General features: G+C 53.2%; 26 protein-coding genes. 9 read left to right on the top strand and 17 right to left on the bottom strand.

Annotated elements, in window-relative coordinates; translation table 11 throughout:
- Window positions 1–53: 53 nt before the first annotated feature.
- Genes ACLJRH_RS14420 through tamA form a run of 3 tightly spaced genes read right to left on the bottom strand, consistent with a single transcriptional unit; the run spans window position 54 to window position 5,910 of the window.
- On the bottom strand, window positions 54–398 hold the full coding sequence (locus ACLJRH_RS14420) for a gamma-glutamylcyclotransferase (RefSeq protein WP_001219167.1): 345 nt from the start codon (window positions 396–398) through the stop codon (window positions 54–56).
- A gap of 2 nt (window positions 399–400) precedes the next feature.
- On the bottom strand, window positions 401–4,180 hold the full coding sequence (gene tamB / locus ACLJRH_RS14415) for an autotransporter assembly complex protein TamB (RefSeq protein WP_001527168.1): 3,780 nt from the start codon (window positions 4,178–4,180) through the stop codon (window positions 401–403).
- On the bottom strand, window positions 4,177–5,910 hold the full coding sequence (gene tamA, locus ACLJRH_RS14410; RefSeq protein ID WP_001120235.1) for an autotransporter assembly complex protein TamA: 1,734 nt from the start codon (window positions 5,908–5,910) through the stop codon (window positions 4,177–4,179). The genes tamB and tamA overlap by 4 nt, the downstream gene beginning before the upstream one ends.
- Before the next feature lie 212 nt (window positions 5,911–6,122).
- Between tamA and msrA the strand changes: the two genes are divergently transcribed.
- Window positions 6,123–6,761 carry a peptide-methionine (S)-S-oxide reductase MsrA gene (gene msrA / locus ACLJRH_RS14405; RefSeq protein WP_000051464.1) on the top strand — a complete coding sequence of 213 codons (639 nt, stop codon included), beginning with the start codon at window positions 6,123–6,125 and terminating at the stop codon, window positions 6,759–6,761.
- Between the two features lie 182 nt (window positions 6,762–6,943).
- Entirely contained in the window at window positions 6,944–8,287 is a 1,344-nt protein-coding gene (locus ACLJRH_RS14400) for a hemolysin family protein (protein ID WP_000934970.1), read from the top strand.
- Window positions 8,288–8,370: 83 nt separating this feature from the next.
- Here ACLJRH_RS14400 and ACLJRH_RS14395 read toward each other — a convergent pair whose 3' ends face one another.
- Window positions 8,371–8,577 (bottom strand): DUF1107 domain-containing protein, encoded by a 207-nt coding sequence (locus ACLJRH_RS14395; RefSeq protein ID WP_000689229.1) that lies wholly within the window; start codon window positions 8,575–8,577, stop codon window positions 8,371–8,373.
- A gap of 326 nt (window positions 8,578–8,903) precedes the next feature.
- On the opposite strand from ACLJRH_RS14395, the gene ACLJRH_RS14390 reads away from it, so the two are divergent.
- Window positions 8,904–9,461, top strand: coding sequence for a YtfJ family protein (locus ACLJRH_RS14390; protein ID WP_023223142.1), 558 nt, complete (start codon window positions 8,904–8,906; stop codon window positions 9,459–9,461).
- On the opposite strand, the gene cysQ is transcribed toward ACLJRH_RS14390, so the two are convergent.
- A complete protein-coding gene (gene cysQ, locus ACLJRH_RS14385; protein WP_000893398.1) occupies window positions 9,451–10,191 on the bottom strand; it encodes a 3'(2'),5'-bisphosphate nucleotidase CysQ in 741 nt (246 codons plus the stop codon). The genes ACLJRH_RS14390 and cysQ overlap by 11 nt on opposite strands.
- Window positions 10,192–10,458: 267 nt before the next feature.
- On the opposite strand from cysQ, the gene ACLJRH_RS14380 reads away from it, so the two are divergent.
- Complete coding sequence (locus ACLJRH_RS14380; protein ID WP_000589376.1) at window positions 10,459–12,402, top strand: bifunctional 2',3'-cyclic-nucleotide 2'-phosphodiesterase/3'-nucleotidase; 1,944 nt, start codon at window positions 10,459–10,461, stop codon at window positions 12,400–12,402.
- Between the two features lie 57 nt (window positions 12,403–12,459).
- Here the strand turns inward: ACLJRH_RS14380 and ACLJRH_RS14375 are convergent, their stop codons facing one another.
- Window positions 12,460–12,846 (bottom strand): winged helix-turn-helix transcriptional regulator, encoded by a 387-nt coding sequence (locus ACLJRH_RS14375; RefSeq protein ID WP_001201297.1) that lies wholly within the window; start codon window positions 12,844–12,846, stop codon window positions 12,460–12,462.
- Between the two features lie 87 nt (window positions 12,847–12,933).
- On the opposite strand from ACLJRH_RS14375, the gene ACLJRH_RS14370 reads away from it, so the two are divergent.
- The 3 genes from ACLJRH_RS14370 to ytfE all read left to right on the top strand — a co-directional run bounded on the left by ACLJRH_RS14370 (window position 12,934) and on the right by ytfE (window position 15,593).
- Window positions 12,934–13,782 carry an SDR family oxidoreductase gene (locus ACLJRH_RS14370; RefSeq protein WP_000560616.1) on the top strand — a complete coding sequence of 283 codons (849 nt, stop codon included), beginning with the start codon at window positions 12,934–12,936 and terminating at the stop codon, window positions 13,780–13,782.
- 80 nt (window positions 13,783–13,862) lie between these two features.
- The gene (locus ACLJRH_RS14365; RefSeq protein ID WP_000623290.1) at window positions 13,863–14,828 is read left to right on the top strand and encodes a DMT family transporter; all 966 of its coding nucleotides are present in this window, start codon (window positions 13,863–13,865) and stop codon (window positions 14,826–14,828) included.
- A 102-nt stretch (window positions 14,829–14,930) separates the two neighbouring features.
- Window positions 14,931–15,593, top strand: coding sequence for an iron-sulfur cluster repair protein YtfE (gene ytfE, locus ACLJRH_RS14360; protein ID WP_000331467.1), 663 nt, complete (start codon window positions 14,931–14,933; stop codon window positions 15,591–15,593).
- A gap of 111 nt (window positions 15,594–15,704) precedes the next feature.
- Here ytfE and cycA read toward each other — a convergent pair whose 3' ends face one another.
- Window positions 15,705–17,114 (bottom strand): D-serine/D-alanine/glycine transporter, encoded by a 1,410-nt coding sequence (gene cycA, locus ACLJRH_RS14355; protein WP_023136349.1) that lies wholly within the window; start codon window positions 17,112–17,114, stop codon window positions 15,705–15,707.
- Window positions 17,115–17,409: 295 nt separating this feature from the next.
- On the bottom strand, window positions 17,410–18,030 hold the full coding sequence (gene fklB / locus ACLJRH_RS14350; protein WP_000235164.1) for an FKBP-type peptidyl-prolyl cis-trans isomerase: 621 nt from the start codon (window positions 18,028–18,030) through the stop codon (window positions 17,410–17,412).
- 219 nt (window positions 18,031–18,249) lie between these two features.
- Between fklB and ACLJRH_RS14345 the strand changes: the two genes are divergently transcribed.
- Window positions 18,250–18,885, top strand: a complete 636-nt coding sequence (locus ACLJRH_RS14345) for an OapA family protein (RefSeq protein ID WP_023136350.1) — start codon at window positions 18,250–18,252, stop codon at window positions 18,883–18,885.
- 49 nt (window positions 18,886–18,934) lie between these two features.
- Here the strand turns inward: ACLJRH_RS14345 and ACLJRH_RS14340 are convergent, their stop codons facing one another.
- The 5 genes from ACLJRH_RS14340 to rpsF all read right to left on the bottom strand — a co-directional run bounded on the left by ACLJRH_RS14340 (window position 18,935) and on the right by rpsF (window position 21,448).
- Window positions 18,935–19,861, bottom strand: coding sequence for a DMT family transporter (locus ACLJRH_RS14340; protein ID WP_000381075.1), 927 nt, complete (start codon window positions 19,859–19,861; stop codon window positions 18,935–18,937).
- 147 nt (window positions 19,862–20,008) lie between these two features.
- A complete protein-coding gene (gene rplI, locus ACLJRH_RS14335) occupies window positions 20,009–20,458 on the bottom strand; it encodes a 50S ribosomal protein L9 (protein ID WP_001196065.1) in 450 nt (149 codons plus the stop codon).
- Window positions 20,459–20,499: 41 nt separating this feature from the next.
- Window positions 20,500–20,727: a 30S ribosomal protein S18 gene (rpsR, locus tag ACLJRH_RS14330; RefSeq protein ID WP_000135199.1), complete on the bottom strand. Its 228-nt coding sequence runs from the start codon at window positions 20,725–20,727 to the stop codon at window positions 20,500–20,502.
- A gap of 4 nt (window positions 20,728–20,731) precedes the next feature.
- Window positions 20,732–21,046, bottom strand: coding sequence for a primosomal replication protein N (gene priB, locus ACLJRH_RS14325; RefSeq protein ID WP_001519453.1), 315 nt, complete (start codon window positions 21,044–21,046; stop codon window positions 20,732–20,734).
- A 6-nt stretch (window positions 21,047–21,052) separates the two neighbouring features.
- Window positions 21,053–21,448, bottom strand: a complete 396-nt coding sequence (gene rpsF, locus ACLJRH_RS14320; protein WP_001216673.1) for a 30S ribosomal protein S6 — start codon at window positions 21,446–21,448, stop codon at window positions 21,053–21,055.
- 386 nt (window positions 21,449–21,834) lie between these two features.
- Between rpsF and yjfY the strand changes: the two genes are divergently transcribed.
- Window positions 21,835–22,110, top strand: coding sequence for a DUF1471 family protein YjfY (gene yjfY, locus ACLJRH_RS14315; RefSeq protein WP_000466077.1), 276 nt, complete (start codon window positions 21,835–21,837; stop codon window positions 22,108–22,110).
- A 52-nt stretch (window positions 22,111–22,162) separates the two neighbouring features.
- On the opposite strand, the gene ACLJRH_RS14310 is transcribed toward yjfY, so the two are convergent.
- The 4 genes from ACLJRH_RS14310 to ulaD form a co-directional block, all read right to left on the bottom strand.
- Window positions 22,163–22,720 (bottom strand): YagU family protein, encoded by a 558-nt coding sequence (locus ACLJRH_RS14310; RefSeq protein ID WP_000026293.1) that lies wholly within the window; start codon window positions 22,718–22,720, stop codon window positions 22,163–22,165.
- An 87-nt stretch (window positions 22,721–22,807) separates the two neighbouring features.
- Window positions 22,808–23,494 carry an L-ribulose-5-phosphate 4-epimerase gene (locus ACLJRH_RS14305; RefSeq protein WP_001609814.1) on the bottom strand — a complete coding sequence of 229 codons (687 nt, stop codon included), beginning with the start codon at window positions 23,492–23,494 and terminating at the stop codon, window positions 22,808–22,810.
- Window positions 23,494–24,348: an L-ribulose-5-phosphate 3-epimerase UlaE gene (gene ulaE, locus ACLJRH_RS14300; protein ID WP_023136351.1), complete on the bottom strand. Its 855-nt coding sequence runs from the start codon at window positions 24,346–24,348 to the stop codon at window positions 23,494–23,496. Before ulaE ends, ACLJRH_RS14305 begins: the two co-directional genes overlap by 1 nt.
- Window positions 24,349–24,357: 9 nt before the next feature.
- On the bottom strand, window positions 24,358–25,008 hold the full coding sequence (gene ulaD / locus ACLJRH_RS14295) for a 3-keto-L-gulonate-6-phosphate decarboxylase UlaD (RefSeq protein ID WP_000056761.1): 651 nt from the start codon (window positions 25,006–25,008) through the stop codon (window positions 24,358–24,360).
- Between the last annotated feature and the right edge of the window lie 5 nt (window positions 25,009–25,013).

The following is a 25,013-nucleotide window of genomic DNA, read 5'->3' as shown; positions in this document are numbered from 1 at the left end:
GCCATCAGCCAGAATGTAAAAAAACAACGCCACCCGAGGGTGGCGTGTTCAGTTCAGGGCTGGTTTCTGTCTAACCAGTCACCGCTTTCAATCAGAGTTAACCCATCAACAGGACGTTGATATACATACATCCATGCGCTGCCGTAAGGCGTCTGGATTAACTGGCGTGCGTATTCACCGCCCCTGGTGCGCAAAGCATCAAGTTCGGCCAGCGTGGCGTTATCAATTCGATAAACTTCACCGTATACCGCTCCGTTTCCCGGAACTGCGCCTGGATAGTGGCCCAGACTATACAACTGGTAGTTATCGATACGGTAATCGCCAAGCAATTGGGCATTGGTCATCCAGTGACTGTTGCCTTGTTTCTGTCGTAAACTGCCATAGACAAATATTCGCATTGCTAAAACTCAAACTGATAGAGCAAATCAAGTGCCTGATCTACGCCAGACACTGCTTCCAGATATAGCTTAGGCATCAGGCGATAACGTAACGTGAGCGTCGCCAGAGAGTCAAATATCCCTACACCATACTTCACCTGTAGACCCGGCAGTACATAGCCGCTGACCACGACCTGAGACGAATCGCCCACCCCTTGCGTGTCCAGCGCCAGATTACTTACACCGAATGTCTCTCCGATTTTACCCACAACCTGACCACTTTGCGCAACCCCCAGGCCAATAAGCATGGAGGTCATTGCTGCGCTATCACTCTGATTGCTGTCCAACCCCTGCCCACGCAGCAGATAAGAAAGCGCTTCAGCCTGCGGCATCGCCGGATCGGAGAAGATTTCCGCTTTGGGTTCATCAGCAGTGCCTGTGACACGCACGCCCGCAATGACATCGTCTTCGGTGGCGTCAGGGTTACGGATCGCTTCGATATTGAGCAGCGGCTGATCCGGCGGGCCGGAGAACAGCAGCTCGCCTTTACGGACAAGCAGGTCCTGGCCGTAGGCGCGGAATCGGCCGTCAGGAATATTGATTTGACCATTCAGCCCCAGTCCCTGCTTATCCTGCGCGACTTTCAAATCGCCGGTCAAACGCGCTTTAAGCCCGAAGGCGTCGATGCGCACGTTGTTGCCGACGTGGACCGTCAGATTACTGTTGATGGGAATAGACGCTGTCTGCGGCGTTTCTGGTTGCAGGTCATTATTGAGCATAACCACATCGCTGGAGACGCCAACCGCGCTCTCCGGCAGGTCGTGCACCACAATTCGCGCCCACGGAACGTCCACACGCCCATCCAACGTGAACAGCGAAGGCGTCGCGTCAAAGACCACATCCGGCGAGACATCCAGGCGCACCATCGGCGGAACGGTAATCCGCACCCGGCTGCCTTTCGCCGTCACCCGCGCGCGCCAGTTGTCAATCTGGCTCCAGTCGGCGTTACCGTTCAGGTTAATTTGCCCTTGTTGTGTTCGCACGATACCGGCGAGCGTCGAACGCGTACCGCTAAAGTTCATGGTGAGCTGGCTCGGCTGCATCTCAAACGGCATAAAATTACCGTCAATATCCAGCGCGCTAAGCTGCAACTGACCAAACAACTGCGGGCTTTGCACATCGCCGCCCAGACGTAGCCTGGCGTTTAACATTCCCGCCGCTTTTTCGCCGCGCGAAAAGACAGGGTTGACCATCGCCAGATTGAGATTGCGCATGTTGACGTTACCGCCGAGATTGCGCCGCCCCTGAGGATCGGTTACCTGCACCTGGCCATCGAATTGACCATTGTTCGTCAGGCGAATCAGCCATCCCAGCTCGGCGCGATTATTATGCAGTTCGGCGCTGAGGTTCAGCGTCTCAAACGCGACCGGTAACGGCGCGTCATTGACGGTCTGCGTGACCTTCACGTTACGACCGGAAAGCGTGACCTTCCCCTGCGGCAATCCCTCCTGGGTGGTATCCCACGACACGTCCGCTTTCCCGCTAAAGACCCCGCTGGCCTGAGTGGTATCAGGCATAAATGGCTTCAGCATCGCCAGATCAAAGCGGTTGAGATTGACCACCGCCCGCCCTGCGGCGCCCGCATCAATGGTTTGCGGGATGCACAGCTCGGCGTTCGGGTTCAGCCAACAATGCGGCCCGATACTGATTTTCTGTTCTTTATTACGGTAGTCCAGCGCAATCGCGCGGGTCAACGACCATGGCCCCACTGGCGTCTGGAAACGGGTATCGCTTAACGTCCCTTTCCAGCGCGCCGCCTCGCGATCAAAACTGCCTGTCAGGGAGAGTTGACCGGATACCGGTTCTCCCTGAACACGGAGCTGTAGCTGATGCTGCTTCTCGCTGCCTTTGGCGTCAAGCGTCACCAGATTGATGTTAACGTCGGGCTGCGAAATCCGCTCTACGCGAACGTTGAGATGGCCCGCTATCTGATCGGTGGATTTAATATCGCCTTCAATGCGCGCCTGGGCGACAGACAGCTCCTGCCAGCGCAGACCGCGGGCGGTGATATCCGCCAACAGCTGCGGCGCTTCTACCGTACCGCGGACTTTAACGATTCCTTTTGCCATGCCGCCCAGTCCTGGCAGCGCATTATCCAGCCCCGGCGCATCGATGGCGGCGTCAAGATTCAGCTCCTTAACGCCAAGCTCGCCTTTTATATCGGCGCTGTTTGGGCCCAGCGCAAGGTGCAGCCCCGGGATCGTCCACTGCATGTAGCTGTTGCCCTTTAGCGTCCCGTTGACGTTAACGCTGTTCTGCTTCACATTGCCGGTCAGCTTGAGCTCCGGGACATCCATCTGCCAGGTGCCGCCGTAGAGGCTGCCTTTGGTTTTCATGACGCCGTTAAGCTTCGCGGGCCAGTCCGGGATCTCTTTAGCGGTATTGATGCCATTCAGCGTCAGTTCGCCACGCCAGCTAATCGCCTGCTGCCAGTCCACCAGCGCTTTCAGTTCGGTTTTTCCCTCCAGAGCGGCGACGGTGAGTTTATCGAGATTAATCTGCCGCTCATTCCCTTTGGCATCCAGCGTGATGGTCGCCGGCGGAATATCTTGTCCTTTCACGGCGGTTCGCATCGACAACGTATAGTCGGTCATCTTACCGCTCAGTTTGAGCTTCAGATCGTCAGCCTGAAACTGGGTATCACCCGTCAATGGCCAGGCAATGCGTTGGCTGACGACTTCAAGATTGAGCGGTAAACCGGCCTCCGCCAGCCGCGTCTGGGCGCGAAGCGCGACATCCATCGGCCCGGAAAGGTTCACCCCGACCTCCAGTTGTTCGCGTAGCGCGCCGCCGACCTTGAGTTTTATCTTTTCACCCTTTAGCGGATCGATATTCAGCGTACTGTTGAGCGTAATATCGACCGGCCAGTTATTGGCGAGCTGCGCCGTACCGGAGGCTTTCACCGTGCCCTGGTTGGCGTCGATATCCAGAGTATCCAGCTTCATATTACCGTCGATACTGCTGACTTTAAGCAGCATCGTGCGCACCGTCAGATCGGTATCGCCGGTGATGCGTAGCTGCTCGCCGCGAAATGACTCGATATTCAGATTGAGCGGCAGGTGAACATCGGTCATCTCCGGCATTACTGGTTTTGCAAACAGATCTTTTAGCGTTTCGCCAAGCGGCTTTTCATCCGGTTGAGGTTTCTCGATTTTGGGTTCAACCACCTCTTCCTGCGCCACCTCAGCGACCTTCGGCAGAGCGATCAGCAGTCCCTGAAGCCGCGTCGGTTTCAGGGTCAGGTTTTTCTCCTGCCATGCCAGCCCGGAGGTAAAATCCAGCACCGAAACGGTAGTGTCATCAATCTTGATATTGATGTTATTCAACGCCACGCGCGACAGCGTGATGGGCCAGGGGGTGGAGAGGTTCAGCGGTCCGCTTTCTTCCTCTTCTTGCGCCGGTTCGGAAGGCGGCATTTTTTTGCTGTCGATAGCGACATTAATGTTTTTTAACGCCAGATCATTGACGCACAGGCTACTGCGCCACAGGCAATCAAGCCCGACGGCCAGATGAATTTCGCCCGCATTCACCGCAACGCCCGGCTGCTCATAGCGGATATTTTTTAATGATAAGTCCCGCCAGCCGCCGGTGACCTGCCCAATCTCCAGCCCCGGCACCCAGCGGTTCGCCGCACTGAATACCAGATGCAGCCCCGTCGTCGTCCCGACCAGAAACGCAACGCTCGCCAGTAACACCACAATGAAAATCAACACGCCGAGGCTTATTTTCTTCCATAAACTCATAATTCAGGCCCCAGACCGATATAAAACTGTAAACCGTGTTCGTCTTTGTCGCCGACCGGTACGGCAAAATCGAGTTTGATAGGCCCAACCGGCGACGCCCAGCGCACGCCGACCCCGGTCCCGGTTTTGAAATCGCTACGGCGAATATCACTCACCGCCTCGCCGCTATCGACAAACACTGCCCCCCACCATTTGCCGGTGACGTTATACTGGTACTCCAGCGATCCGGTTGCCAGTTTTGAGGCGCCTTTAAGATTGCCGTCGCTATCTTTAGGCGAAATAGATTTGTATTTATAGCCGCGAATACTGCGGTCGCCCCCGGCGAAGAAACGTAAATCCGGCGGAACTTTGTCGAAATCACCGGTTTCTATCCAGCCCAAATTGGCGCGCATCACAAAACGGTGGCGATCGTACAAAGTCCGAATCCAGACGTTTTGCGCCTGCAGTACGGAGAAATCCACGTCGGAGCCCCAGGCCGTATTCGAATAGTCTACCGAGTAGCGCTGCGAATCGCCCCAGGTTGGCATCAGTCCCCCTCGCGAGCGGGTTCGGCTGATCATCACGCCCGGGTAGAACAGCATGGTGGTATTGGTGACGTTCCCCTGGGTAAAGTGGTCGAAACTCCAGCGCAGGTTAATCGCCCGCTGCCAACCGCTGGAAAGGTCCCAGTAACGCGAAACGGCAAGCGTGGTCGAGTCCTGCTCCGTATCATTCAAATCGGTACGTTTAAAACCGCCCTGTACCAGATAGTATTGCTCCAGCGGGTTTTTCAGCAGCGGCATTTTATAACTAAAATCCAGCACCTGTTCCGGCGCAGAAATACTGGTGCTGGTGGTCAGGCTATGACCGTAGGAGTTCATCCACGGTTTTTTCCACGACGCTTTCACGCGCGGCCCGACGTCGGTGGAGTACCCCACCCCGGTTTCAATCGTGTTTTCGGTTCGCGGCGATACCACGCCTTTTAACGGCAGAATTTTTGTTTTACGCGATTTCTCAAATTCCGGCGCCACCACAACAGAATTAAACCATCCGGTAGCGGAAAGTCGGCGGTTTAGTTCCGCCAAATCTTTCGACTCGTACTCATCGCCCTCTTTAAACGGCAACAGATTTTGTAAATATTCATCACGAATCTGCGAACCTTCGAAGGTGACAGGTCCGAAGCGATAGCGCTCACCGCTATCATAATCAATATCCCAAAACGCCTGATGACGGCCCAGAGCAATTCCCAACTGACTTTTAACGAATTCGCTGTCGAAATAGCCTTTACGTAGCGACACGCTGGTTAACGACTTCTTAAAATTGTCATAGTCTCCCTGGTTCAGCACCGTGCCGATTGCCGGACGCGTTTTCAGTAAGGCCAGATAATCTTTGTCCGTGCGCGCGCCGCCGCGTAAAATGACTTCTGTACCGCCAATCAACACCGGCTGGCCGGGCGTAACCCTGGCGATTAATACCTGCCGTCCTTTCGCAGGCGGTGGAAGCAAGTCGAATTTGATAGTGGGTTCGTAATAGCCTAACGCTTTAAGCCCTTCGCGAATCGCATCATCAACTCGGGCGCGAAAGCGCCGATCCGGCGTCACCTCATCGCTCTGAATCGTAGAGAGCTGTGCGCGAACGTTTTTTTCCAGCTCTCCGGATAGCCCTTCGACTTTCAGACGAACATTTGCGGCTACCGCAGAACTGCTCAGGCACAGTAAGCTAACCCAACATAACTGACGGATATGTGGCACATTTTCTCCTGAATATCCCCTATTCCCACCCCTGGAAAAAATCACACTACCGCTCCGCGGCTTAACATAAAATCAACAATTGCGATTGAAAAGCAGACGACTGCCCAAATATTTCTTATGGTTAAATCCAGATACATTAATGTTGTTATTGTGTGCAAAGATGCGTCTCGTTACAACCTTAACGCCAATTAACGCTTTCGGGAGAATAGCTCATGAGTTTATTTGATAAAAAACATCTGGTTACTCAAGCAGATGCGTTACCAGGACGCAACACCCCGATGCCGATCGCCACTCTGCATGCGGTAAATGAACACTCTATGACCAATGTCCCTGCCGGGATGGAGATCGCCTACTTCGCTATGGGCTGTTTCTGGGGCGTAGAACGTTTATTCTGGCAATTGCCCGGCGTATATAGCACCGCGGCAGGGTATGCGGGCGGTTACACGCCTAATCCAACCTACCGGGAAGTCTGCTCCGGGCAGACCGGTCATGCCGAAGCGGTACGGATAGTGTACGATCCTGCCGTTATCCGTTATGAGCAGCTTTTACAGATTTTCTGGGAAAATCACGATCCAACGCAGGGGATGCAACAGGGTAACGATCACGGTACGCAATACCGTTCTGCGATTTATCCCTTAACGCCGGAACAGAGTGCCGCTGCTCACGCCAGTCGCGAGCGCTTTCAGTCGGCAATGGCCGCCGCCGGAAACCATCGCCCTATTACCACGGAAATCGCCCATGCGACGCCGTTTTACTACGCCGAAGATGAACACCAACAGTATCTGCACAAAAATCCATACGGTTACTGCGGGATTGGCGGGATCGGCGTTTGCCTGCCGCCTGACGCGTGACGACGCTGGCGTAGGGGGAACTTGTCGGAGTTGAAAATGAACCCTCTGGCGACTTTACAGTAGCTTACGCTATACTAGCCCTGAACTTATCGGCTCACTGCTACGAGCCGGTTTTCATTAAACGTTACCACACGGATTTATAAACTTCCCTTCCGAGGATCTGGCGTTTCGCCGGATAAGATATGTTAAACAGTATATTCATTATATTCTGCCTGATCGCTGTAAGTGCGTTCTTCTCCATCTCCGAGATCTCGCTTGCCGCATCACGTAAGATTAAACTTAAGTTATTAGCTGATGAAGGCAGTATCAACGCACAACGCGTATTGAAAATGCAGGAAAATCCCGGCATGTTTTTCACCGTTGTGCAAATTGGCCTGAACGCCGTCGCTATTCTTGGCGGTATCGTCGGCGATGCGGCATTTTCGCCCGCCTTTTCCGCCCTTTTCTCGCACTATATGTCGCCAGAACTCTCCGAGCAGCTGAGCTTTATTCTCTCTTTCTCGCTGGTGACGGGGCTGTTTATCCTGTTCGCGGATTTAACCCCGAAACGCATCGGTATGATTGCGCCAGAAGCTGTGGCTTTGCGTATCATCAACCCGATGCGCTTCTGCCTGTTCGTTTTTCGCCCGCTGGTGTGGCTGTTTAACGGCATGGCAAACAACATCTTCCGCCTGTTCAAAATTCCAATGGTGCGGAAAGACGACATTACTTCTGATGATATTTACGCAGTGGTGGAAGCCGGCGCGCTGGCGGGCGTCTTGCGCAAGCAAGAGCACGAACTGATTGAAAATGTGTTTGAACTTGAATCCCGCACCGTACCGTCTTCCATGACGCCGCGCGAAAGTATCATCTGGTTTGATCTGCACGAAGACGAGCAAAGCCTGAAGAAAAAGGTCGCCGAACATCCGCACTCAAAATTTTTGGTGTGTAATGAAGATATCGACCACATCATCGGCTATGTAGACTCCAAAGATCTGCTGAACCGCGTGCTGGCGAACCAAAGTATGGCGCTGAATGGCGGCGTGCAAATTCGCAATACCTTGATTGTGCCGGATACGCTGACCCTTTCTGAGGCGCTGGAAAGTTTCAAAACGGCGGGCGAAGATTTCGCGGTCATTATGAATGAATACGCGCTGGTCGTCGGTATCATTACGCTGAACGATGTGATGACCACGCTAATGGGTGACCTGGTCGGCCAGGGACTGGAAGAGCAAATTGTGGCACGCGATGAAAATTCCTGGCTGGTTGACGGCGGCACGCCGATTGACGACGTCATGCGCGTGCTGGATATCGATGAGTTTCCGCAATCCGGCAACTATGAAACCATTGGCGGCTTTATGATGTTTATGCTGCGCAAGATTCCAAAACGTACTGATTCGGTGAAGTTTTCCGGCTACAAATTTGAAGTGGTGGATATCGACAACTACCGTATCGATCAGTTGCTGGTGACGCGTCTCGACAATAAAAGCAACGTACCGGCACCGAAACTGCCCGATGCGCAAGGTAAAGAAGACAGCGCGGCCTGAAATCCGTTTGCCAGAAACATCAACGGCTCCTGATTCAGGAGCCGTTTTTTTTACTTTTTTAACCTACTGCATAGCACTTTTGGTTACGCCATCTCAGTTTGCAGACGCATAACCTGACGGTTAACTTCAGACATCACAGACAAGTGCTGCTTGTCTCTCACTTTTGGGATAAGAATCTTACCCTTATCGAACTCAAAAGCGCCAACATCCTTGATATATAACCGTCCACGGAACAGGATCTTCACGTACTTCGCCACCTGTAGCGGGTTGTAGCGTTGGAAAATTTTCATTGTTGTCTCCTGCAGAGTATTACGCCCTTGCGGTGCCACAATCGGCCCAACAGTTTTAAGGCGCAAATTTTAATGCCATATGACTATAGACCATATCTACGTCGTTTCCAGTGTGCATAAGTATATTTACCTTTTGATTACAGTTATTCAGAATTATCTAAACATCAGCTCATTTTTCTCAGTATATGCCTTCATTTTTCACAGGAAGTGTGCGCCCGCCCGCAAACTGGCATCCCCTTTGCGGGAAAAAGCATCAATCGCACATATGATTAACTATCGGCCCAAAGTGGTCGGATCACCTGCAAAAAAATAAAGAAGGAATGACCATGACCCTACGTAAAATTCTGGCGATGTCGTGTCTGCTACTCCCCATAATGGCTTGTGCGCATAACCTTGAAGTTAACCAACGGGTGCCGCCGGTAGGCATTGCCGATCGTGGCGAACTGACGTTGAATACAGATGAGTTTAGTTATAAAAACTGGAATAGCGCGCAGCTGGCGGGAAAAGTGCGCGTCCTGCTGCACATTGCGGGTCGAACGTCAGCGAAGGAAAAAAACGCCACGCTGATTGAAGCGATTAAATCAGCCAAGCTCCCGCATGACAGATACCAGACGACCACAATTGTGAACACTGATGATGCGATCCCAGGCTCCGGTATGTTCGTGCGTAGCAGTATAGAAAGTAATAAAAAGCTCTATCCGTGGTCGCAATTTATTGTCGACAGCAATGGCGTGGCGCGTAACGCCTGGCAATTAAAAGAAGAGGGGTCCGCCGTCATTGTGCTTGACAAAGACGGTCGGGTTCAATGGGTGAAAGATGGCGCGTTAACCCAGCAAGAGGTACAGCAGGTGGTCGGCCTGCTGCATAAGCTCCTCAGTAAATAGTCACCCGGAAGCCGGGGTTAAGGAACGATTCACGAGGGGTATAGTCCAGCGTTTTTCCCTGCCAGTCGTGAACGTGCGCCCCGGCTGCAACGGCAATGGCATGACCTGCGGCAGTGTCCCAGACGCTGGTCGGCCCAAATCTGGGGTAAAGCTGCGCCTGGCCTTCCGCCACAAGACAGAATTTCAGCGAGGAACCAATAGAAGTTGTCTGATGTTCGCCAAGCTGTTGGAGATATTCGGTGAGTTCATCATCCGTATGCGAACGGCTAATCACCACCAGCGGCGGGCGGGCATCCCGGACCTGAATCTGCTTACGCACCCCGCACTCCTCTTTCCAGGCCTTACCTTCCGCCGCGTAGTACATCACTTTCAGCACCGGCGCATAGACCACGCCCAACACCGGTTTGCCCTGCTCAATCAGCGCGATATTGACCGTGAATTCGCCATTGCGCTTGATGAACTCTTTGGTGCCGTCGAGCGGATCGACCAGCCAGTAGCGCTGCCAGTGCTGGCGCACTTCCCAGGCAGGTGGATCTTCTTCTGAAAGCACCGGAATATCCGGCGTGAGCGTGCGTAACCCTTCGAGAATCACGGTATGTGCGGCGATATCCGCCGCAGTGACTGGAGAATCGTCCTGCTTGCGGGCGTACTCCATCGGTTTGGCTCCATCATAAACCTGCATAATGGCATCGCCCGCGTTCCGTGCAAGCTGGCATACTTGTTCTAACATTCTCCACCTCTTTATGACGGGGGCGTTAACTCGTTGTTTTACTTATACCCGATCGTTAAGGGTTCCGCCAACTGTGATACCGTCTGCGGTTTTGATAATACCTTTCATGGCATGATTCACCCTTCTGTGAACACTCGCAAAAAATCGGCCGGATGGGGCGGTTTCGCCTTCTTCTGGCGACGGTCGGAACGATATCGGGTTTCACTGTTTATCATCGCTATTTTTCACTATCCGGCTTTTCTATTGCGTTCTTAAAAGGTGCCTCTGATGATTAAGTTTAGTGCAACGCTTCTGGCTACGCTGATCGCCGCCAGCGTGAATGCGGCCACCGTCGATCTCCGTATCATGGAAACTACTGATTTACATAGCAACATGATGGATTTCGATTATTACAAGGATACCGCAACCGAAAAATTCGGATTGGTACGTACCGCAAGTTTGATTCATGCCGCCCGAAATGAAGTCAAAAACAGCGTGCTGGTGGATAACGGCGACCTGATTCAGGGGAGCCCTCTGGGCGATTATATGGCGGCAAAAGGGCTCAAAGACGGTGATATTCACCCGGTCTATAAAGCGCTCAACACTCTGGATTACGCGGTTGGAAACCTCGGCAACCATGAGTTTAATTATGGTCTGGACTATCTGCATAACGCGCTGGCCGGCGCGAAATTCCCTTATGTTAACGCCAATATTATCGACGTTAAAACCCAAAAGCCGCTCTTTACGCCTTATCTGATTAAAGAGACGAGCGTTATTGATAAAGACGGCAACCCGCAAACTCTGAAAATCGGCTATATCGGCTTTGTTCCGCCGCAAATCATGATTTGGGATAAAGCGAATCTGAGCGGCAAAGTTACCGTCAATGACATTACGGAAACCGCCCGGAAATATGTGCCCGAAATGCGCGAGAAAGGCGCTGATATCGTGGTAGTCATTGCTCACTCAGGCCTTTCTGCCGATCCGTACCACAGCATGGCGGAAAACTCGGTTTATTACCTCAGCGAAGTTCCCGGCGTCGACGCGATTATGTTTGGCCACGCCCACGCCGTCTTCCCCGGTAAAGATTTTGCCGACATCAAAGGCGCGGATATCGCCAAAGGTACGCTTAACGGCATTCCTGCGGTAATGCCTGGCATGTGGGGCGACCATCTGGGAGTGGTCGATCTGGTGCTCAATAACGACAGCGGCAAATGGCAGGTTACGCAGGCGAAAGCGGAAGCGCGGCCTATCTATGACGCCGCCGCTAAAAAGTCGCTGGCGGCGGAAGACAGTAAGCTGGTCGATATTCTGAAAGCCGATCACGATGCCACCCGCGAGTTTGTCAGCAAGCCCATCGGCAAGTCTGCCGATAACATGTACAGTTATCTTGCTCTGGTGCAGGACGATCCTACCGTACAGGTGGTGAATAACGCGCAAAAAGCGTATGTGGAACACTTTATTCAGGGCGATCCGGATCTGGCGAAACTGCCGGTGCTGTCCGCCGCCGCGCCGTTTAAAGTTGGCGGGCGTAAGAACGATCCTGCCAGTTTTGTCGAAGTGGAAAAAGGCCAGTTGACCTTCCGTAACGCCGCCGATCTTTATCTCTATCCGAATACGCTGGTGGTGGTGAAAGCCAGCGGCAAGGAGGTAAAAGAGTGGCTGGAATGTTCTGCCGGACAATTTAATCAGATTGATATTCACAGCAACAAACCGCAATCGTTGATCAATTGGGATGGCTTTCGCACCTATAATTTCGATGTCATTGATGGCGTGAATTATCAAATCGATGTGTCACAGCCCGCCCGCTATGATGGCGAATGCCAGATGGTGAATCCGCAGGCGGAACGTATTAAAAACCTGACCTTTAACGGTAAGCCTGTCGACCCGAACGCTACGTTCCTGGTCGCCACGAATAACTATCGCGCTTACGGCGGCAAGTTTGCCGGCACGGGCGACAGCCATATCGCCTTTGCGTCTCCGGATGAAAATCGCGCCGTGCTGGCGGCATGGATTGGCGCAGAGTCAAAACGCGCGGGCGAAATCCATCCGGCGGCGGATAATAACTGGCGTCTGGCGCCAATCCACAGCGATACGGCGCTGGATATCCGCTTTGAAACATCGCCAGGCGATAAAGCCGCTGCCTTCATTAAAGCGAAAGGGCAGTATCCGATGAAGAAGGTTGCCGTCGATGATATTGGTTTTGCCATTTATCAGGTGGATTTGAGCAAGTAACGTGAGTCCCGTATGGCGCTGCGTTTATTCGGCCTGACTGGCAGGCCGAATAAAGCGCTAGCCGCCATCTGATAAACGCTCCCGCTGCGCCAATACCTGGGGCAAATTCAGTTCTATCCAGTCCGCCAGTGCGGCGACTTTATCGCTCACCTGCTCGCCAAGCGGCGTCAGGCTGTACTCTACATGCGGCGGAACAACTGGATATGACACCCGGTTGAGAAATCCGTCCTGTTCAAGCGCCTGTAACGACTGCGCCAGCATCTTTTCACTCACGCCTCCCATCTTGCGGCGCAGGTCGCTAAAACGGTGTGTACCGTCGCGTAACGCGACCAGAATCAGTACGCCCCAGCGACTGGTGACATGTTTTAACACCTCACGGGACGGGCACTGTTCAGCAAAGAGATTGCCTTCACGCAACTGCCGGGAAAGAGTATGAGCGCGCATTGATACTTACCTTTTTGTACGTACTTACTAAAAGTAAGTTTAGGTGGTAGCGTAATAAAACACAAGACCAACACTGAGGAGTTCACCATGATTGCTATCACTGGCGCAACAGGCCAACTGGGCCAACACGTTATTGAAAACCTGCTAAAAACGACGCCCGCCAGTCACCTCGTCGCGATCGTCCGTAACCCGAAAAAAGCCGCCCCGCTCAGTCAGCGCGGGATTGCCGTTCGCCAGGCGGATTACGCTAACGAAGCCGCGCTGACCACCGCCTTACAGGGCGTTGATAAACTGCTGCTCATTTCATCCAGCGAAGTGGGACAACGCACCGCGCAGCACCGCAACGTCATTCAGGCCGCCATTGCCGCGAAGGTGAAATTCATCGCCTATACCAGCCTGCTACATGCGGATAAATCGCCGCTGGCGCTCGCCGATGAACATATTGAAACGGAAAAAATGCTGGCTGAGTCAGGTATTCCTCACACGCTATTACGTAACGGCTGGTATACGGAAAACTACCTGGCGAGCGTCCCTGCCGCGCTGAAGCATGGCGTCTTTATTGGCGCAGCGGGAGAAGGGAAAATCGCCTCCGCAATGCGCGCTGACTATGCCGCCGCCGCCGCGCGCGTCATCCGTGAAGAGGGTCACGCCGGGAATGTCTACGAACTGGCGGGTGATGACGCCTGGACATTAAGCCAGTTGGCGGATGAACTTACTCATCAGAGCGGAAAAAAAATCGTCTACCAGAACCTGAGTGAAGTCGATTTTGCCGCCGCGCTGAAAGGCGCAGGCCTGCCTGACGGACTGGCGGATATGTTAGCCAATTCTGACGCTGGCGCGGCGAAAGGCGGCCTGTTTGATGACAGCCATACGCTGCGTAAACTCATCGGTCGCCCGACGACGACGCTCACAGAAAGCCTTCGCTCCGTACTGTAAGTGTTAAAATTTAGTTAATTTATGTAGCATCCTCATAGACCTTCTCTGATAATGACAGAACGGTTTATGAGGAGAATCTGATGATTAGCGGCGTGCTATACGCCCTGCTGGCAGGGCTAATGTGGGGATTGATTTTCGTCGGCCCGTTAATCGTGCCGGATTACCCGGCCCTCTTACAGTCAATGGGACGCTATCTGGCGCTGGGGCTGATTGCCCTGCCGATTGCCTGGTTAGGCCGCACGCGGTTACGCCAGTTGACGCGCAAAGATTGGTCCACCGCCCTGTCGCTGACCCTGATGGGCAATGTAATCTATTACGCCTGCCTCGCCAGCGCTATTCAGCGAACCGGCGCGCCGGTGTCGACGATGATCATCGGGACATTGCCGGTCGTCATTCCGCTTTTCGCTAACGTTCTCTATAGCCAACGAGACGGCAGATTATCCTGGCGGCGTTTAGCGCCCGCGCTGGCGCTTATCGGTTTTGGCCTGCTGTGCGTCAATATTGCTGAACTTAGTCAGGGATTATCCGATGTTAGCGGCTGGCGCTATGGTTCAGGCATTGTGCTGGCGCTGATTTCCGTAGCGTGCTGGGCATGGTATGCGCTGCGCAACGCCCGCTGGCTGCGGGAAAATCCCGACAAACATCCCATGATGTGGGCAACGGCGCAGGCGCTGGTTACACTGCCGGTCTCGTTAATCGGCTACGCGGCGGTCTGTCTGTGGCTGAGTATCCAGAAACCGCTATTTACCCTGCCCTTTGGCCCGCATCCCGCGCTGTTTATCGGTCTGATGATCGCCATCGCGGTGCTGTGTTCCTGGGTGGGCGCGCTGTGCTGGAATATCGCCAGCCAAAAATTGCCAACCGTTATTTTAGGGCCGCTGATTGTTTTTGAGACGTTGGCGGGACTGCTCTATACCTTCATTCTGCGCCAGGAAATCCCGCCATTCCTGACGTTAAGCGGCATTGCGCTCCTGGTGGCGGGCGTGGTCATTGCCGTGAGAGCGAAACCGGAAAAAGCGACCGTCGTTCCGGTCACGGAACGCTAATCTCATCCTGGCTTAAATTATACGCACCCCGAAAGAGTTATAGCCTCGCCTTAAAGATGCATTTAAAATACAACTTATATTATTGCAAATGAGGTAACGGCAATGGCTTATCGCGATCAACCTTTAGGCGAACTGGCGCTCTCTATTCCCCGCGCATCGGCGCTGTTTCGCCAGTACGATATGGATTACTGCTGCGGCGGAAAACAGACGCTGGCGCGCGCCGCCGCGCGTCACGACGTCGATATTGACATCATTGAAGCGCAACTCGCGCAGTTGGCTGAACAGCCCATCGAAAAAGACTGGCGCGCCGTTCCGCTGGCGGACATTATTGACCATATCGTGGTGCGCTATCATGATCGACACCGCGAACAACTGCCGGAGCTTATCCTGCAGGCAACCAAAGTGGAACGCGTTCACGCGGATAAGCCAAACGTCCCACGCGGCCTGACAAAATATCTCACCGCGCTGCATGAAGAGCTTTCCAGCCATATGATGAAAGAAGAACAGATCCTGTTCCCCATGATCAAACAGGGTATGGGTCGCCAGGCAACGGGCCCGATAAGCGTAATGGAAATCGAGCATGACGAGGCGGGAGAGCTGGTAGACGTCATCAAACACGTCACCCAAAATGTAACGCCGCCGCCAGAAGCCTGCACCACCTGGAAAGCGATGTATAACGGCATTAATGAGATGATTGATGATCTGATGGAGCACATCAGCCTGGAGAATAACGTGCTGTTCCCACGCGCGCTGGCCGGGGAATAATCGCCAGCCAGGCATTTTGCCGGGTGGCGGCTGTAAACCGCGCCTTATCCGGCCTACAAATCAACGCTACGCTGTAAGCCCGGTAAGCGCCAGCGCTACCGGGCAAAACAATTAACGCATTCCCGCCATCCGTTTCTTACCTATCAACAGCCAGCCCAGACCCAACGCGATAAACCACAGCGGCGTCACGATCAGCGCCTGGCGCGTATCGTCTTCCAGCGTCAGTAATACCAGCACGAACGTAAAGAACGCCATACAGACCCAGCACATCAGCTTACCGAGCGGCATCTTATAGATGGATTTTTCATGCAAGTGGGGACGCTTTTTGCGGTACACCAGGTATGAACACAGAATGATGGTCCAGACAAACATAAACAGGATAGCCGAAACCGTAGTGATCATGGTGAATGCGCCAATCACGCTCGGGTTGACCATCAGCATAACCACGCCGCCCAGCAGGCAGATACAGGAGAAGGTCAGGCCTTTCGCCGGTACCGCGCGTTTCGATAGCTTAGCGAACGCTTTTGGCGCCACGCCTTCTTGCGCCAGGCCAAACAGCATACGGCTGGTCGAGAAGACGCCGCTGTTGGCGGAAGACGCCGCCGAGGTCAGCACGACAAAGTTGATCACGCTCGCGGCGGCAGGCAGACCCACCAGTACAAACAGCTCAACGAACGGGCTCTTATCCGGCACCACGGAACTCCACGGCGTCACCGACATAATGACAATCAGCGCAAAGACGTAGAACATGATGATACGGATCGGTATTGAGTTAATCGCGCGCGGCAGCGATTTTTCCGGATCTTTAGTTTCTGCGGCGGTAGTACCGACCAGCTCAATGCCCACGAAGGCGAACACCGCAATCTGGAAACCGGCAAAGAACCCGCTAATACCTTTCGGGAACCAGCCGCCGTCATTCCACAGATGCGCGAAAGACGCTTCAACGCCTGTCGGCGATTTAAAGTGCATCGCAATCATCACCAGCCCGACCACAATCAACGCCACAATGGCGACGATTTTGACCATGGCAAACCAAAATTCCATTTCACCAAACATTTTAACGGTGGCGAGGTTGAGGCTTAGCAGCAGGATCACTACCGCCAGCGAGGCGACCCAATCGGAAAGGCCGGGAAACCAGAACTGCGCGTAGGCGGTAATCGCCACCACGTCAGCCATACCGGTCACTACCCAGCAAAACCAGTACGTCCAGCCGGTGAAATATCCCGCCCAGGGGCCAAGCAGGTCGGAAGCAAAATCGCTAAACGATTTATATTCCAGATTCGAGAGCAGCAATTCCCCCATGGCGCGCATCACGAAAAAAAGCATAAAACCGATGATCATATACACAAAAATGATCGACGGTCCGGCGAGACTGATCGTTTTACCCGATCCCATAAACAGACCGGTACCAATAGCGCCGCCAATAGCGATAAGCTGTATATGACGGTTTGTAAGATTGCGCCGTAGCGACTGTTCAGCCGGAGCCTGTTCGTCGGCTGCGACTTTTACCTGATCTACCATGTTTTTCTTCCTGTACCTGTCTGTGTTGTGCGGGCTCTACGGCCTTTGGTCTATGATACGACGATCCTGTTATCAGGACTCATCGATATTAGGTAAGAATCGGCGGGATGAATACTAAGATTCAAATACAATGTTAATTTTATGTTTAAAATGAGTGTTATATCACTTTGATAATGCGAATTAGCTCACAAAAATACACGTAACGACGCCATTTGCAAAATAAAATATTGGCATCTACTGAAGTCAGGGTTGCCGGATAAGGCGTTTACGTCGTCATCCGGCAAACCCGGAGCGCTTAGAGAATTTCCAGCAGTTCCACCTCAAACACCAGGGTGCTGAATGGCGGAATAGATGCCCCGGCCCCACGCTCGCCATAGGCCAGCTCTTGTGGGATAGTCAGTTCCCATTTGGAACCTACTGGCATCAGAGTCAGCGCTTCAATCCAGCCGGCGATCACGCCATTTACCGGGAATTCAGCCGGTTCGCCGCGCGCGACGGAGCTGTCAAATACGGTGCCATCAATAAGCTTACCGGTGTAATGCACGCGTACGCGGTCGGTACGTGCCGGAATCGCGCCTTCGCCCTGTGTCAGAACGCGGAACTGTAAACCAGATTCAGTACTGTTCACACCGTCTTTTTCGCGGTTTTCTTCCAGATATTTCACGCCTTCAGCCGCCATCGCTTTGAAACGCTCACGACGCACCGTGTCCGCACGCTCATGAATTTCACGCAGCGCGCGATGCACCACATCAACAGGAACCGCCGGGTGTTTACCTTCCAGCGCATCAGCAATACCTGCAACCAGCGCTTCAGGCAATAGCCCTTCAAGACCGGATTCGCTAAGCTGCTGCCCTACCTGCAAACCAATGCCATAGCTCGCTTGCGCTTCAATAGTGTCAAAAGTCGGGGTGGCCATTATTTTTCCTTCATCGGATATCAAAAAAGTAGCGGGCAGCATAACAGCCACGCTTCTTCTGGTAAAACTTTGTCTCAGGGAGGATGACAAATCGCAGGGAAAAAGAAACAATAGATTATCCGTATTGATGTCACGAAAGCGGATAGCACTACCAGTATCATAGCGTTAGCCATCTATACTCTATGATTAAGGAACGAGATGCGGAGCAGGAGGTAAACCATGCCCGGGCGCTTTGAATTAAAACCAACCCTGGCGAAAATCTGGCACGCGCCGGATAATTTTCGCATCATGGAGCCGCTGCCGCCTATGCATCGTCGTGGCATTATCATTGCCGCTATCGTGCTGGTGATCGGTTTCCTGCTGCCCGCCAGCGAGACCAGCGACTCACCTGTCGTCACGCGGGAAGCGCAATTGGATCTGCAATCGCAATCACAGCCGCCGACAGAGGCCCAGCTTCAGGCGCAGCTGGTCGCGCCGCAAAACGATCCGGATCAGGTGGCGCCCGTTGCGCCGGAACCTATCCAGGAAGGCCAGCCGGAAGAACAAAACCAGCCGCAAACGCAGCCTTTCCAGCAGGATAGCGGCATCGGTCAACAGTGGCGCTCGTACCGGGTAGAGCCTGGTAAAACTCTGGCGCAACTGTTCCGTGACCACGGACTGCCCCCAACAGACGTTTATGCAATGGCGCAGGTAGAAGGCGCTGGCAAGCCGCTGAGTAATCTCAAAAATGGTCAAATGATTAAAATTCGCCAGAATGCCAGCGGGGTGGTGACAGGTTTAACGATAGATGGCGATAACAGCCAACAGGTGCTGTTTACGCGTCAGCCTGACGGCAGTTTTATTCGCGCACAGTAACGCCGGCTACGCCTTACCCCGCCTATACCCTATTCGTTCAGGTGAAGCATTACCGCTTCACCTTATTCACCCACCAGATCCCCGAACACACCAGCACCAGCGCAATCATGTATTTCCACTCCAGAATATTCTCGCCGAGGAAAATAGCCGAAAGAGCCGCGCCGGAAACCGGGATCAGAAAGTTAAACGGCGCAATCATCCCCACGCGATTATATTTGAGTAAAATGCTCCATAGCGCAAAAGCGACTGACGAGAGCAACGTCAGGTAGACTAAAATCGCCACCGACGAGAAGCCATGTATCGTCAGCGTACCGCCAAAAACGTAGCCGCCAATGACCAGTACCAGACCGCCAATCCCCAATTGATAGCCAGTCATGACCATCGGATCGACCGTCTGCGAGAGACGTTTGCCATACAATGTGGCCGCAGAAAGAATAAACGCCGCCAGCACCACGGAGCCTTCTCCCGGCAGATTAAAGCTGAAATCCAGGCCGTTGCTGACGTTCACCACCATGACGCCCGCAAAGCCCAGAATACAGCCGAGCGTTTTGTTGTAGCTCAATCGGTCGTTCTGATAAATAAAATGCGCCAGCAATACGCTGAAGAATGTGCCTGTCGCGTTCATGATTGAGCCTTTCACGCCGGAGGTGAACGCAAGGCCGATATAGAAAAAGAGATATTGTAGCGACGTCTGGGTCAGCCCCAGTAACGTTAACTGAGCAAACTGGCGCGGACGAAACCGACCAATCGGTTTACGCTGAAGCAGCGCGAACAGTAGCAGCAACCCACCCGCAAACAAAAAACGATAACCAGCAAAAACAATTTTAGAAGGGATATCGTCGGTGGCTATCTGAAAGAGGTCATAACCGCTTTTGATGGCTGGATAAGCGCTGCCCCATAGCAGGCAACAAAATGCGGCACATACATAAACGACGTTTTTGCGGGCAAACGGGGAGGCCTGGCGTTGGGTATCCATTCTTTCACCAAGAAATTAAAATAATGTTTTATTTTTGATTATCGCGAAAAGAGGGGGAGATAGCCAGTCGAAAAGCGATGGGGTTAAAAAAGCAAAACGTCGGCGCTGGGCCGACGTTTCGTTGCTAGCAAAAACGAGAATGCCTGATTACTCAGCAACCACGTTGATGATAACTTTTGCGAATACTTCGCTGTGAACCTGGAAGTTCACTTCGTGTTCGCCAGTGGTACGCAGAACGCCGTTCGGCAGACGAACTTCGCTCTTAGCCACGTCAACGCCAGCTGCAGTCACAGCGTCAGCGATGTCGCGAGTACCGATGGAACCGAACAGTTTACCTTCGTCGCCTGCTTTAGACGCGATAGTAACGGTTTCCAGGGCGTTGATTTTCTCTGCGCGTGCATTTGCAGCAGCCAGAACGTCAGCCAGTTTAGCTTCCAGTTCAGCGCGACGTGCTTCGAAGTATTCAACGTTTTTCTTGGTAGCCGGAACAGCTTTACCCTGTGGTACCAGGAAGTTACGAGCATAGCCCGCTTTAACGTTAACCTGATCACCCAGGCTACCCAGGTTTGCTACTTTATCAAGCAGAATAACTTGCATTACCTTATCCTCTCAAAGTCGTATTAATGGACCGTGACCGATTACTGATGGCGATCAGTGTACGGCAGCAGAGACAGGTAGCGAGCGCGTTTGATAGCGCGAGCCAGCTGACGCTGGTATTTTGCACGGGTACCGGTGATACGGCTTGGGACAATCTTACCGCTTTCGGTGATGTAGTTTTTCAGCGTAGCGATATCTTTATAGTCGATCTCTTGAACGCCTTCCGCGGTGAAACGGCAGAACTTGCGACGACGGAAATAACGTGCCATATGGCTAGTCTCCAGAATCTATCAATTCAATCTGCTCGGCATGCAGAACCATTTTGCTCAGACCGTTCTTTGCCTTGTGGCAAGAGATAAACCCCTGAACGGTTATGCGGCTGCCGACCGTTATACTGTGAGTAATGGCCTGGTTTTCGTGTCCGCTAACAATAACGGGCATTTGGCACCACGCCTGCCGGTGAAAGCCGGCTTCCTCTTGCACAGAACGATGCTCAAGCACGAACTGGCAATGCGGAATTCCTGATGGACTGACCTTTCGAAGGGGGGCCCTGCACACGGTGCCGGACAACGCCAGACGGTTGGTCATCAGAAATTACTCTTCAGAATCCCCAGCTTCAGCATCATCTGCGGTTTCGTTAGCGAAATCATCGCGACGCTCACGGCGCTCGTCTTTCGCTTTAACCATCGGAGAAGCTTCGGTAACAGCGTGCTTAGTACGCATAACCATGCTGCGGATAACGGCATCGTTGAAGCGGAAGGTAGTTTCCAGCTCATCGATCACTTCCTGCGGCGCTTCAACGTTCATCAGAACATAGTGCGCTTTGTGCAGTTTGTTGATCGGGTAAGCCAGCTGACGGCGGCCCCAGTCTTCCAGACGGTGGATCTTGCCTTCTGCGCCAGTGATGGCAGCAGAGTAACGCTCGATCATACCCGGAACCTGTTCGCTCTGGTCAGGATGGACCATAAAAACGATTTCGTAATGACGCATCGAATTGCTCCTTACGGATTATTCAGCCTCCTGTCTGGGTCAGCCGCGGCCCATGGAGGCAAGGAACGTGTTAAAGGTCGGCTGAAAAATGACGTGTTATAATACTGACACGCCCGGCGAAACTCAAGGCAATAGTTCGATTATTTATGTGCCTGCCGATCAGTTCTGAAATGTAAAAGATTAAGGATGAGATACCGACCTGTTAACCACCATAACAGCTAGCGAGTTGACGATTTATCAGGCATCAGCGGGAAATGCGGTAATTTTTTGAACAACTGCATCAGAAATGGTCGCTATCGCTCCTGCTGGTAGCGATTAAAATAACATCAGAGGTTCACAAAAAAGGAGGCAGGGCCAGGTCAGCAACCGCCGCCGAGGAGGTCACTATGTTCTTCCGTATTTTCCCCCTTCTGGCTGGATTTTTGCTCAGCGTAAATACAATGGCAGCCATTGAAATTGATAATCGTCAGGCCAGAAATATGGACGATATACAGAGCTTAGGCGTGATTTACATAAACCATAATTTCGCGACTGAAAGCGAGGCCCGCCAGGCGCTGAAAGAAGAAACTGATGCGCGAGGCGCAACGTACTACCACCCGATTTTGTTACGGGAGCCCGGTAGTAACGGCAACATGCATGCCAGCGCGGTGATTTATCGCTAGTACCAGGAAAATGCCATAGTTTTGCCCCCTGGTCAGGGGGCATTTTTTTCGCTTATCGGGTTGTTAATGGCAATTCGGCATCCGGCTCATGCGTTATGCGGTTTCGCAGATCGCGGCGCATTAATTCAATCACCCAAAACCAAAATACATGTCCCAGAATTTCAGAAGCGTACTCGTCAAAAGGAAGTTGTGTAAGCGGAGGCGTTAAGTTCAGCGCCGGGCAGAATATGCCATGCACGACGACCGTAACAATCAGCCCCGCCAGTATCCCCTGCCATAATTTAACTTTTGGGAAAATTTCCGCGACGACGCAGTAACCTATTGCGAACACCAGCGAAAAGATAATGTGAGTTACCATCACAGGGTTAATAACATGCTCAGAAAAGGTATAAACCGTTTGTGTTGGGTCAATGCCTAAATAATCCCGCAAAAAAATATACGGTGGATTAAACTCATCGCGCCCGCCGGAAAACGTTCGCGGCGGTAAAGGAACTTCCGCGCCCCATTTTACAAATGCTGAAATAATACCCGCTGCAAAACCAATTAACGCAGCTACTCCATACCGACGCCGCTGTGGGTCAGTTTTAACAAACAATCCGTTGATAGACACAGTAGTATGATTCTATAGAGTGTTATGAAAGAAGCTCCGGAATCTGACCAATTACATCCCTGAGGGATAGGATCCCGGAGCGTTGTTTTACTTCTGCCCGTAATACGCATTCGGGCCATGCTTACGCATGAAGTGTTTATTCATCAGATAATCGTCGATGGGGTTGAGGCCAGAGTTAATACCGCGCGCAATCCACGCCATTCGCGCCACTTCCTCCATGACGACCGCGTTATGTACCGCATCATGCGCATCTTTCCCCCAGGCGAACGGCCCGTGTTGATACACGACAATGCCTGGCGTATGCAGCGGTTCCACCTCGCCCAGCGTTTCGATAATCACCTTACCGGTGTTCAGCTCGTACTCGCCCTGCACTTCTTCTTCGCTTAACGCTCTGGTACAAGGAATATCGCCAAAGAAATAGTCCGCGTGCGTGGTGCCGAGCGCTGGAATAGCCATCCCCGCCTGCGCCCATGCCGTGGCGTGGGTGGAGTGGGTATGAACGACGCCGCCAAGCGACGGATAGCGTTGATACAGCGCCAGATGGGTAGCGGTATCGGAAGAAGGACGATAACCTCCCTCCACCACTTTGCCATCCATATCCACCACCACCATGTCATCTACCTTCATGGTTTCATAGGCGACACCGCTTGGCTTAATTACCACCAGCCCGCGTTCGCGATCGATAGCGCTGACGTTGCCCCAGGTAAACGTCACCAGTCCATAACGGGGCAAATCCATGTTAGCGTCAAATACCTGCTGCTTGAGTTTTTGCATTAGGCTGCCTCCACCAGACCGGCGCTGGCCATGCGCGCTTTCACCCAGTCACGCGCTTTCGCTACCTCTGCCGCCGGGTTCTCTGCTGTTTCGCTCCACATCTCAATCAGATAGGGCCCGCAATAGCCACTCTGTTTGAGCGTTTCGAAGCAGCGTTCGAAATCGACAACGCCTTCGCCAAACGGCACATTTTTGAACACGCCGGGTTTAGTATCTTTGACGTGTACCGCGACGATATGCCCGATTCCCGCCTGTAGCTCCATCTGTACGTCGTTATCCCAGGCAGACAGATTGCCGATATCCGGATAGAGCTGGAACCACGGGTTATTGAGGTAGTGAGCATAGCCCAGCGCTTTACTGATGGAATTCATCAGCGGGTAGTCCATGATCTCCATCGCCAGCGTCACCTGGGCGCGGCTGGCCATATCAACGCTCTCTTTTAACCCATCGCGGAAGCGGCAACGCGTTTCGTCGTTGGCCTGCTGATAGTAAACGTCGTACCCCGCCAGTTGAATGACGCGAATCCCGACGTCCTGCGCAAACTGAATCGCTTTACGCATAATCTCCAGCCCCTGCGTCCGTACCGCGTCATCTTCGCTACCGAGCGGAAAACGACGATGCGCGCTCAGACACATGGACGGCACGCGCACGCCGGTTTCAGCAACCGCGCTCACCAGCGCCAGACGCTGCTCGCGGCTCCAGTCAAGCCGCGAAAGACGCTCATCGGTTTCATCGACCGACATCTCGACGAAATCGAAACCCAGTTCTTTTGCCAGCGTCAGGCGCTCCAGCCAGCACTCCCCGGCGGGGAGCGCTTTTTCATAGATGCCAAGCGGGATTTGTTTCGACAACATAGCCGCTCCTTAGCCCCACAGTTGAGCGATGGAACGTTTAAACTGACGCGCGGCTTCTACCGGCGATTCGGCATCGCGAATGCTGCGCCCCGCGATAAAGACATGGATCGGAATGCCTTTGAACAGCGGCAGGTCTTCCAGCGCCAACCCGCCGGTCACGGTCACTTTAAAGCCCATGTCGGACAGCCGCTTAATCGCGGTAATATCCGCCTCGCCCCACGCCACGCCTGCGGCCTGCGCGTCACGGCTGCGGTGATAAACCACTTGCTGAATGCCTGCATCGCGCCACTGCTGCGCCTGTTCCCAGGTCCAGTAACCGGTCAGCTCGATCTGCACATCGCCGTTGAACTCTTTCGCCACATCCAGCGCGCCTTTCGCGGTGTTGATGTCGGCGCAGCAAATGACCGTTACCCAGTCCGCGTTGGCTTCGAAACACATACGGGAGAGGATTTTACCGGCATCGGCAATTTTGGCGTCCGCCAGCACAATTTTGTGCGGATAGAGCGCTTTCAGGTCGCGAACGGCGCGCACGCCTTCGCCCACGCACAGAATGGTGCCCACTTCAATGATATCGACTTCTTCGGCAATCAGGCGGGTGGTTTCATAGGCGCTATCCATAGTCTGGTTGTCCAGCGCGACCTGCAACATTGGTAATGACATTTTCA

The sequence above is a fragment of the Salmonella sp. SAL04162 genome (genome assembly GCF_046551535.1).
Lineage (GTDB): Bacteria > Pseudomonadota > Gammaproteobacteria > Enterobacterales > Enterobacteriaceae > Salmonella > Salmonella enterica.
The sequence above is the reverse complement of the archived record's forward strand: the minus strand, read 5'-3'. Positions and strand labels throughout refer to the sequence as shown.

Excerpts from the sequence above, each read along its gene's own strand:
- ACLJRH_RS14420 (WP_001219167.1), bottom strand. The coding sequence starts at position 398 with ATGCGAATATTTGTCTATGGCAGTTTACGACAGAAACAAGGCAACAGT.
- tamB (WP_001527168.1), bottom strand. The coding sequence starts at position 4,180 with ATGAGTTTATGGAAGAAAATAAGCCTCGGCGTGTTGATTTTCATTGTG.
- msrA (WP_000051464.1), top strand. The coding sequence starts at position 6,123 with ATGAGTTTATTTGATAAAAAACATCTGGTTACTCAAGCAGATGCGTTA.
- ACLJRH_RS14400 (WP_000934970.1), top strand. The coding sequence starts at position 6,944 with ATGTTAAACAGTATATTCATTATATTCTGCCTGATCGCTGTAAGTGCG.
- ACLJRH_RS14395 (WP_000689229.1), bottom strand. The coding sequence starts at position 8,577 with ATGAAAATTTTCCAACGCTACAACCCGCTACAGGTGGCGAAGTACGTG.
- ACLJRH_RS14390 (WP_023223142.1), top strand. The coding sequence starts at position 8,904 with ATGACCCTACGTAAAATTCTGGCGATGTCGTGTCTGCTACTCCCCATA.
- cysQ (WP_000893398.1), bottom strand. The coding sequence starts at position 10,191 with ATGTTAGAACAAGTATGCCAGCTTGCACGGAACGCGGGCGATGCCATT.
- ACLJRH_RS14380 (WP_000589376.1), top strand. The coding sequence starts at position 10,459 with ATGATTAAGTTTAGTGCAACGCTTCTGGCTACGCTGATCGCCGCCAGC.
- ACLJRH_RS14375 (WP_001201297.1), bottom strand. The coding sequence starts at position 12,846 with ATGCGCGCTCATACTCTTTCCCGGCAGTTGCGTGAAGGCAATCTCTTT.
- ACLJRH_RS14370 (WP_000560616.1), top strand. The coding sequence starts at position 12,934 with ATGATTGCTATCACTGGCGCAACAGGCCAACTGGGCCAACACGTTATT.
- ACLJRH_RS14365 (WP_000623290.1), top strand. The coding sequence starts at position 13,863 with ATGATTAGCGGCGTGCTATACGCCCTGCTGGCAGGGCTAATGTGGGGA.
- ytfE (WP_000331467.1), top strand. The coding sequence starts at position 14,931 with ATGGCTTATCGCGATCAACCTTTAGGCGAACTGGCGCTCTCTATTCCC.
- cycA (WP_023136349.1), bottom strand. The coding sequence starts at position 17,114 with ATGGTAGATCAGGTAAAAGTCGCAGCCGACGAACAGGCTCCGGCTGAA.
- fklB (WP_000235164.1), bottom strand. The coding sequence starts at position 18,030 with ATGGCCACCCCGACTTTTGACACTATTGAAGCGCAAGCGAGCTATGGC.
- ACLJRH_RS14345 (WP_023136350.1), top strand. The coding sequence starts at position 18,250 with ATGCCCGGGCGCTTTGAATTAAAACCAACCCTGGCGAAAATCTGGCAC.
- ACLJRH_RS14340 (WP_000381075.1), bottom strand. The coding sequence starts at position 19,861 with ATGGATACCCAACGCCAGGCCTCCCCGTTTGCCCGCAAAAACGTCGTT.
- rplI (WP_001196065.1), bottom strand. The coding sequence starts at position 20,458 with ATGCAAGTTATTCTGCTTGATAAAGTAGCAAACCTGGGTAGCCTGGGT.
- rpsR (WP_000135199.1), bottom strand. The coding sequence starts at position 20,727 with ATGGCACGTTATTTCCGTCGTCGCAAGTTCTGCCGTTTCACCGCGGAA.
- priB (WP_001519453.1), bottom strand. The coding sequence starts at position 21,046 with ATGACCAACCGTCTGGCGTTGTCCGGCACCGTGTGCAGGGCCCCCCTT.
- rpsF (WP_001216673.1), bottom strand. The coding sequence starts at position 21,448 with ATGCGTCATTACGAAATCGTTTTTATGGTCCATCCTGACCAGAGCGAA.
- yjfY (WP_000466077.1), top strand. The coding sequence starts at position 21,835 with ATGTTCTTCCGTATTTTCCCCCTTCTGGCTGGATTTTTGCTCAGCGTA.
- ACLJRH_RS14305 (WP_001609814.1), bottom strand. The coding sequence starts at position 23,494 with ATGCAAAAACTCAAGCAGCAGGTATTTGACGCTAACATGGATTTGCCC.
- ulaE (WP_023136351.1), bottom strand. The coding sequence starts at position 24,348 with ATGTTGTCGAAACAAATCCCGCTTGGCATCTATGAAAAAGCGCTCCCC.
- ulaD (WP_000056761.1), bottom strand. The coding sequence starts at position 25,008 with ATGTCATTACCAATGTTGCAGGTCGCGCTGGACAACCAGACTATGGAT.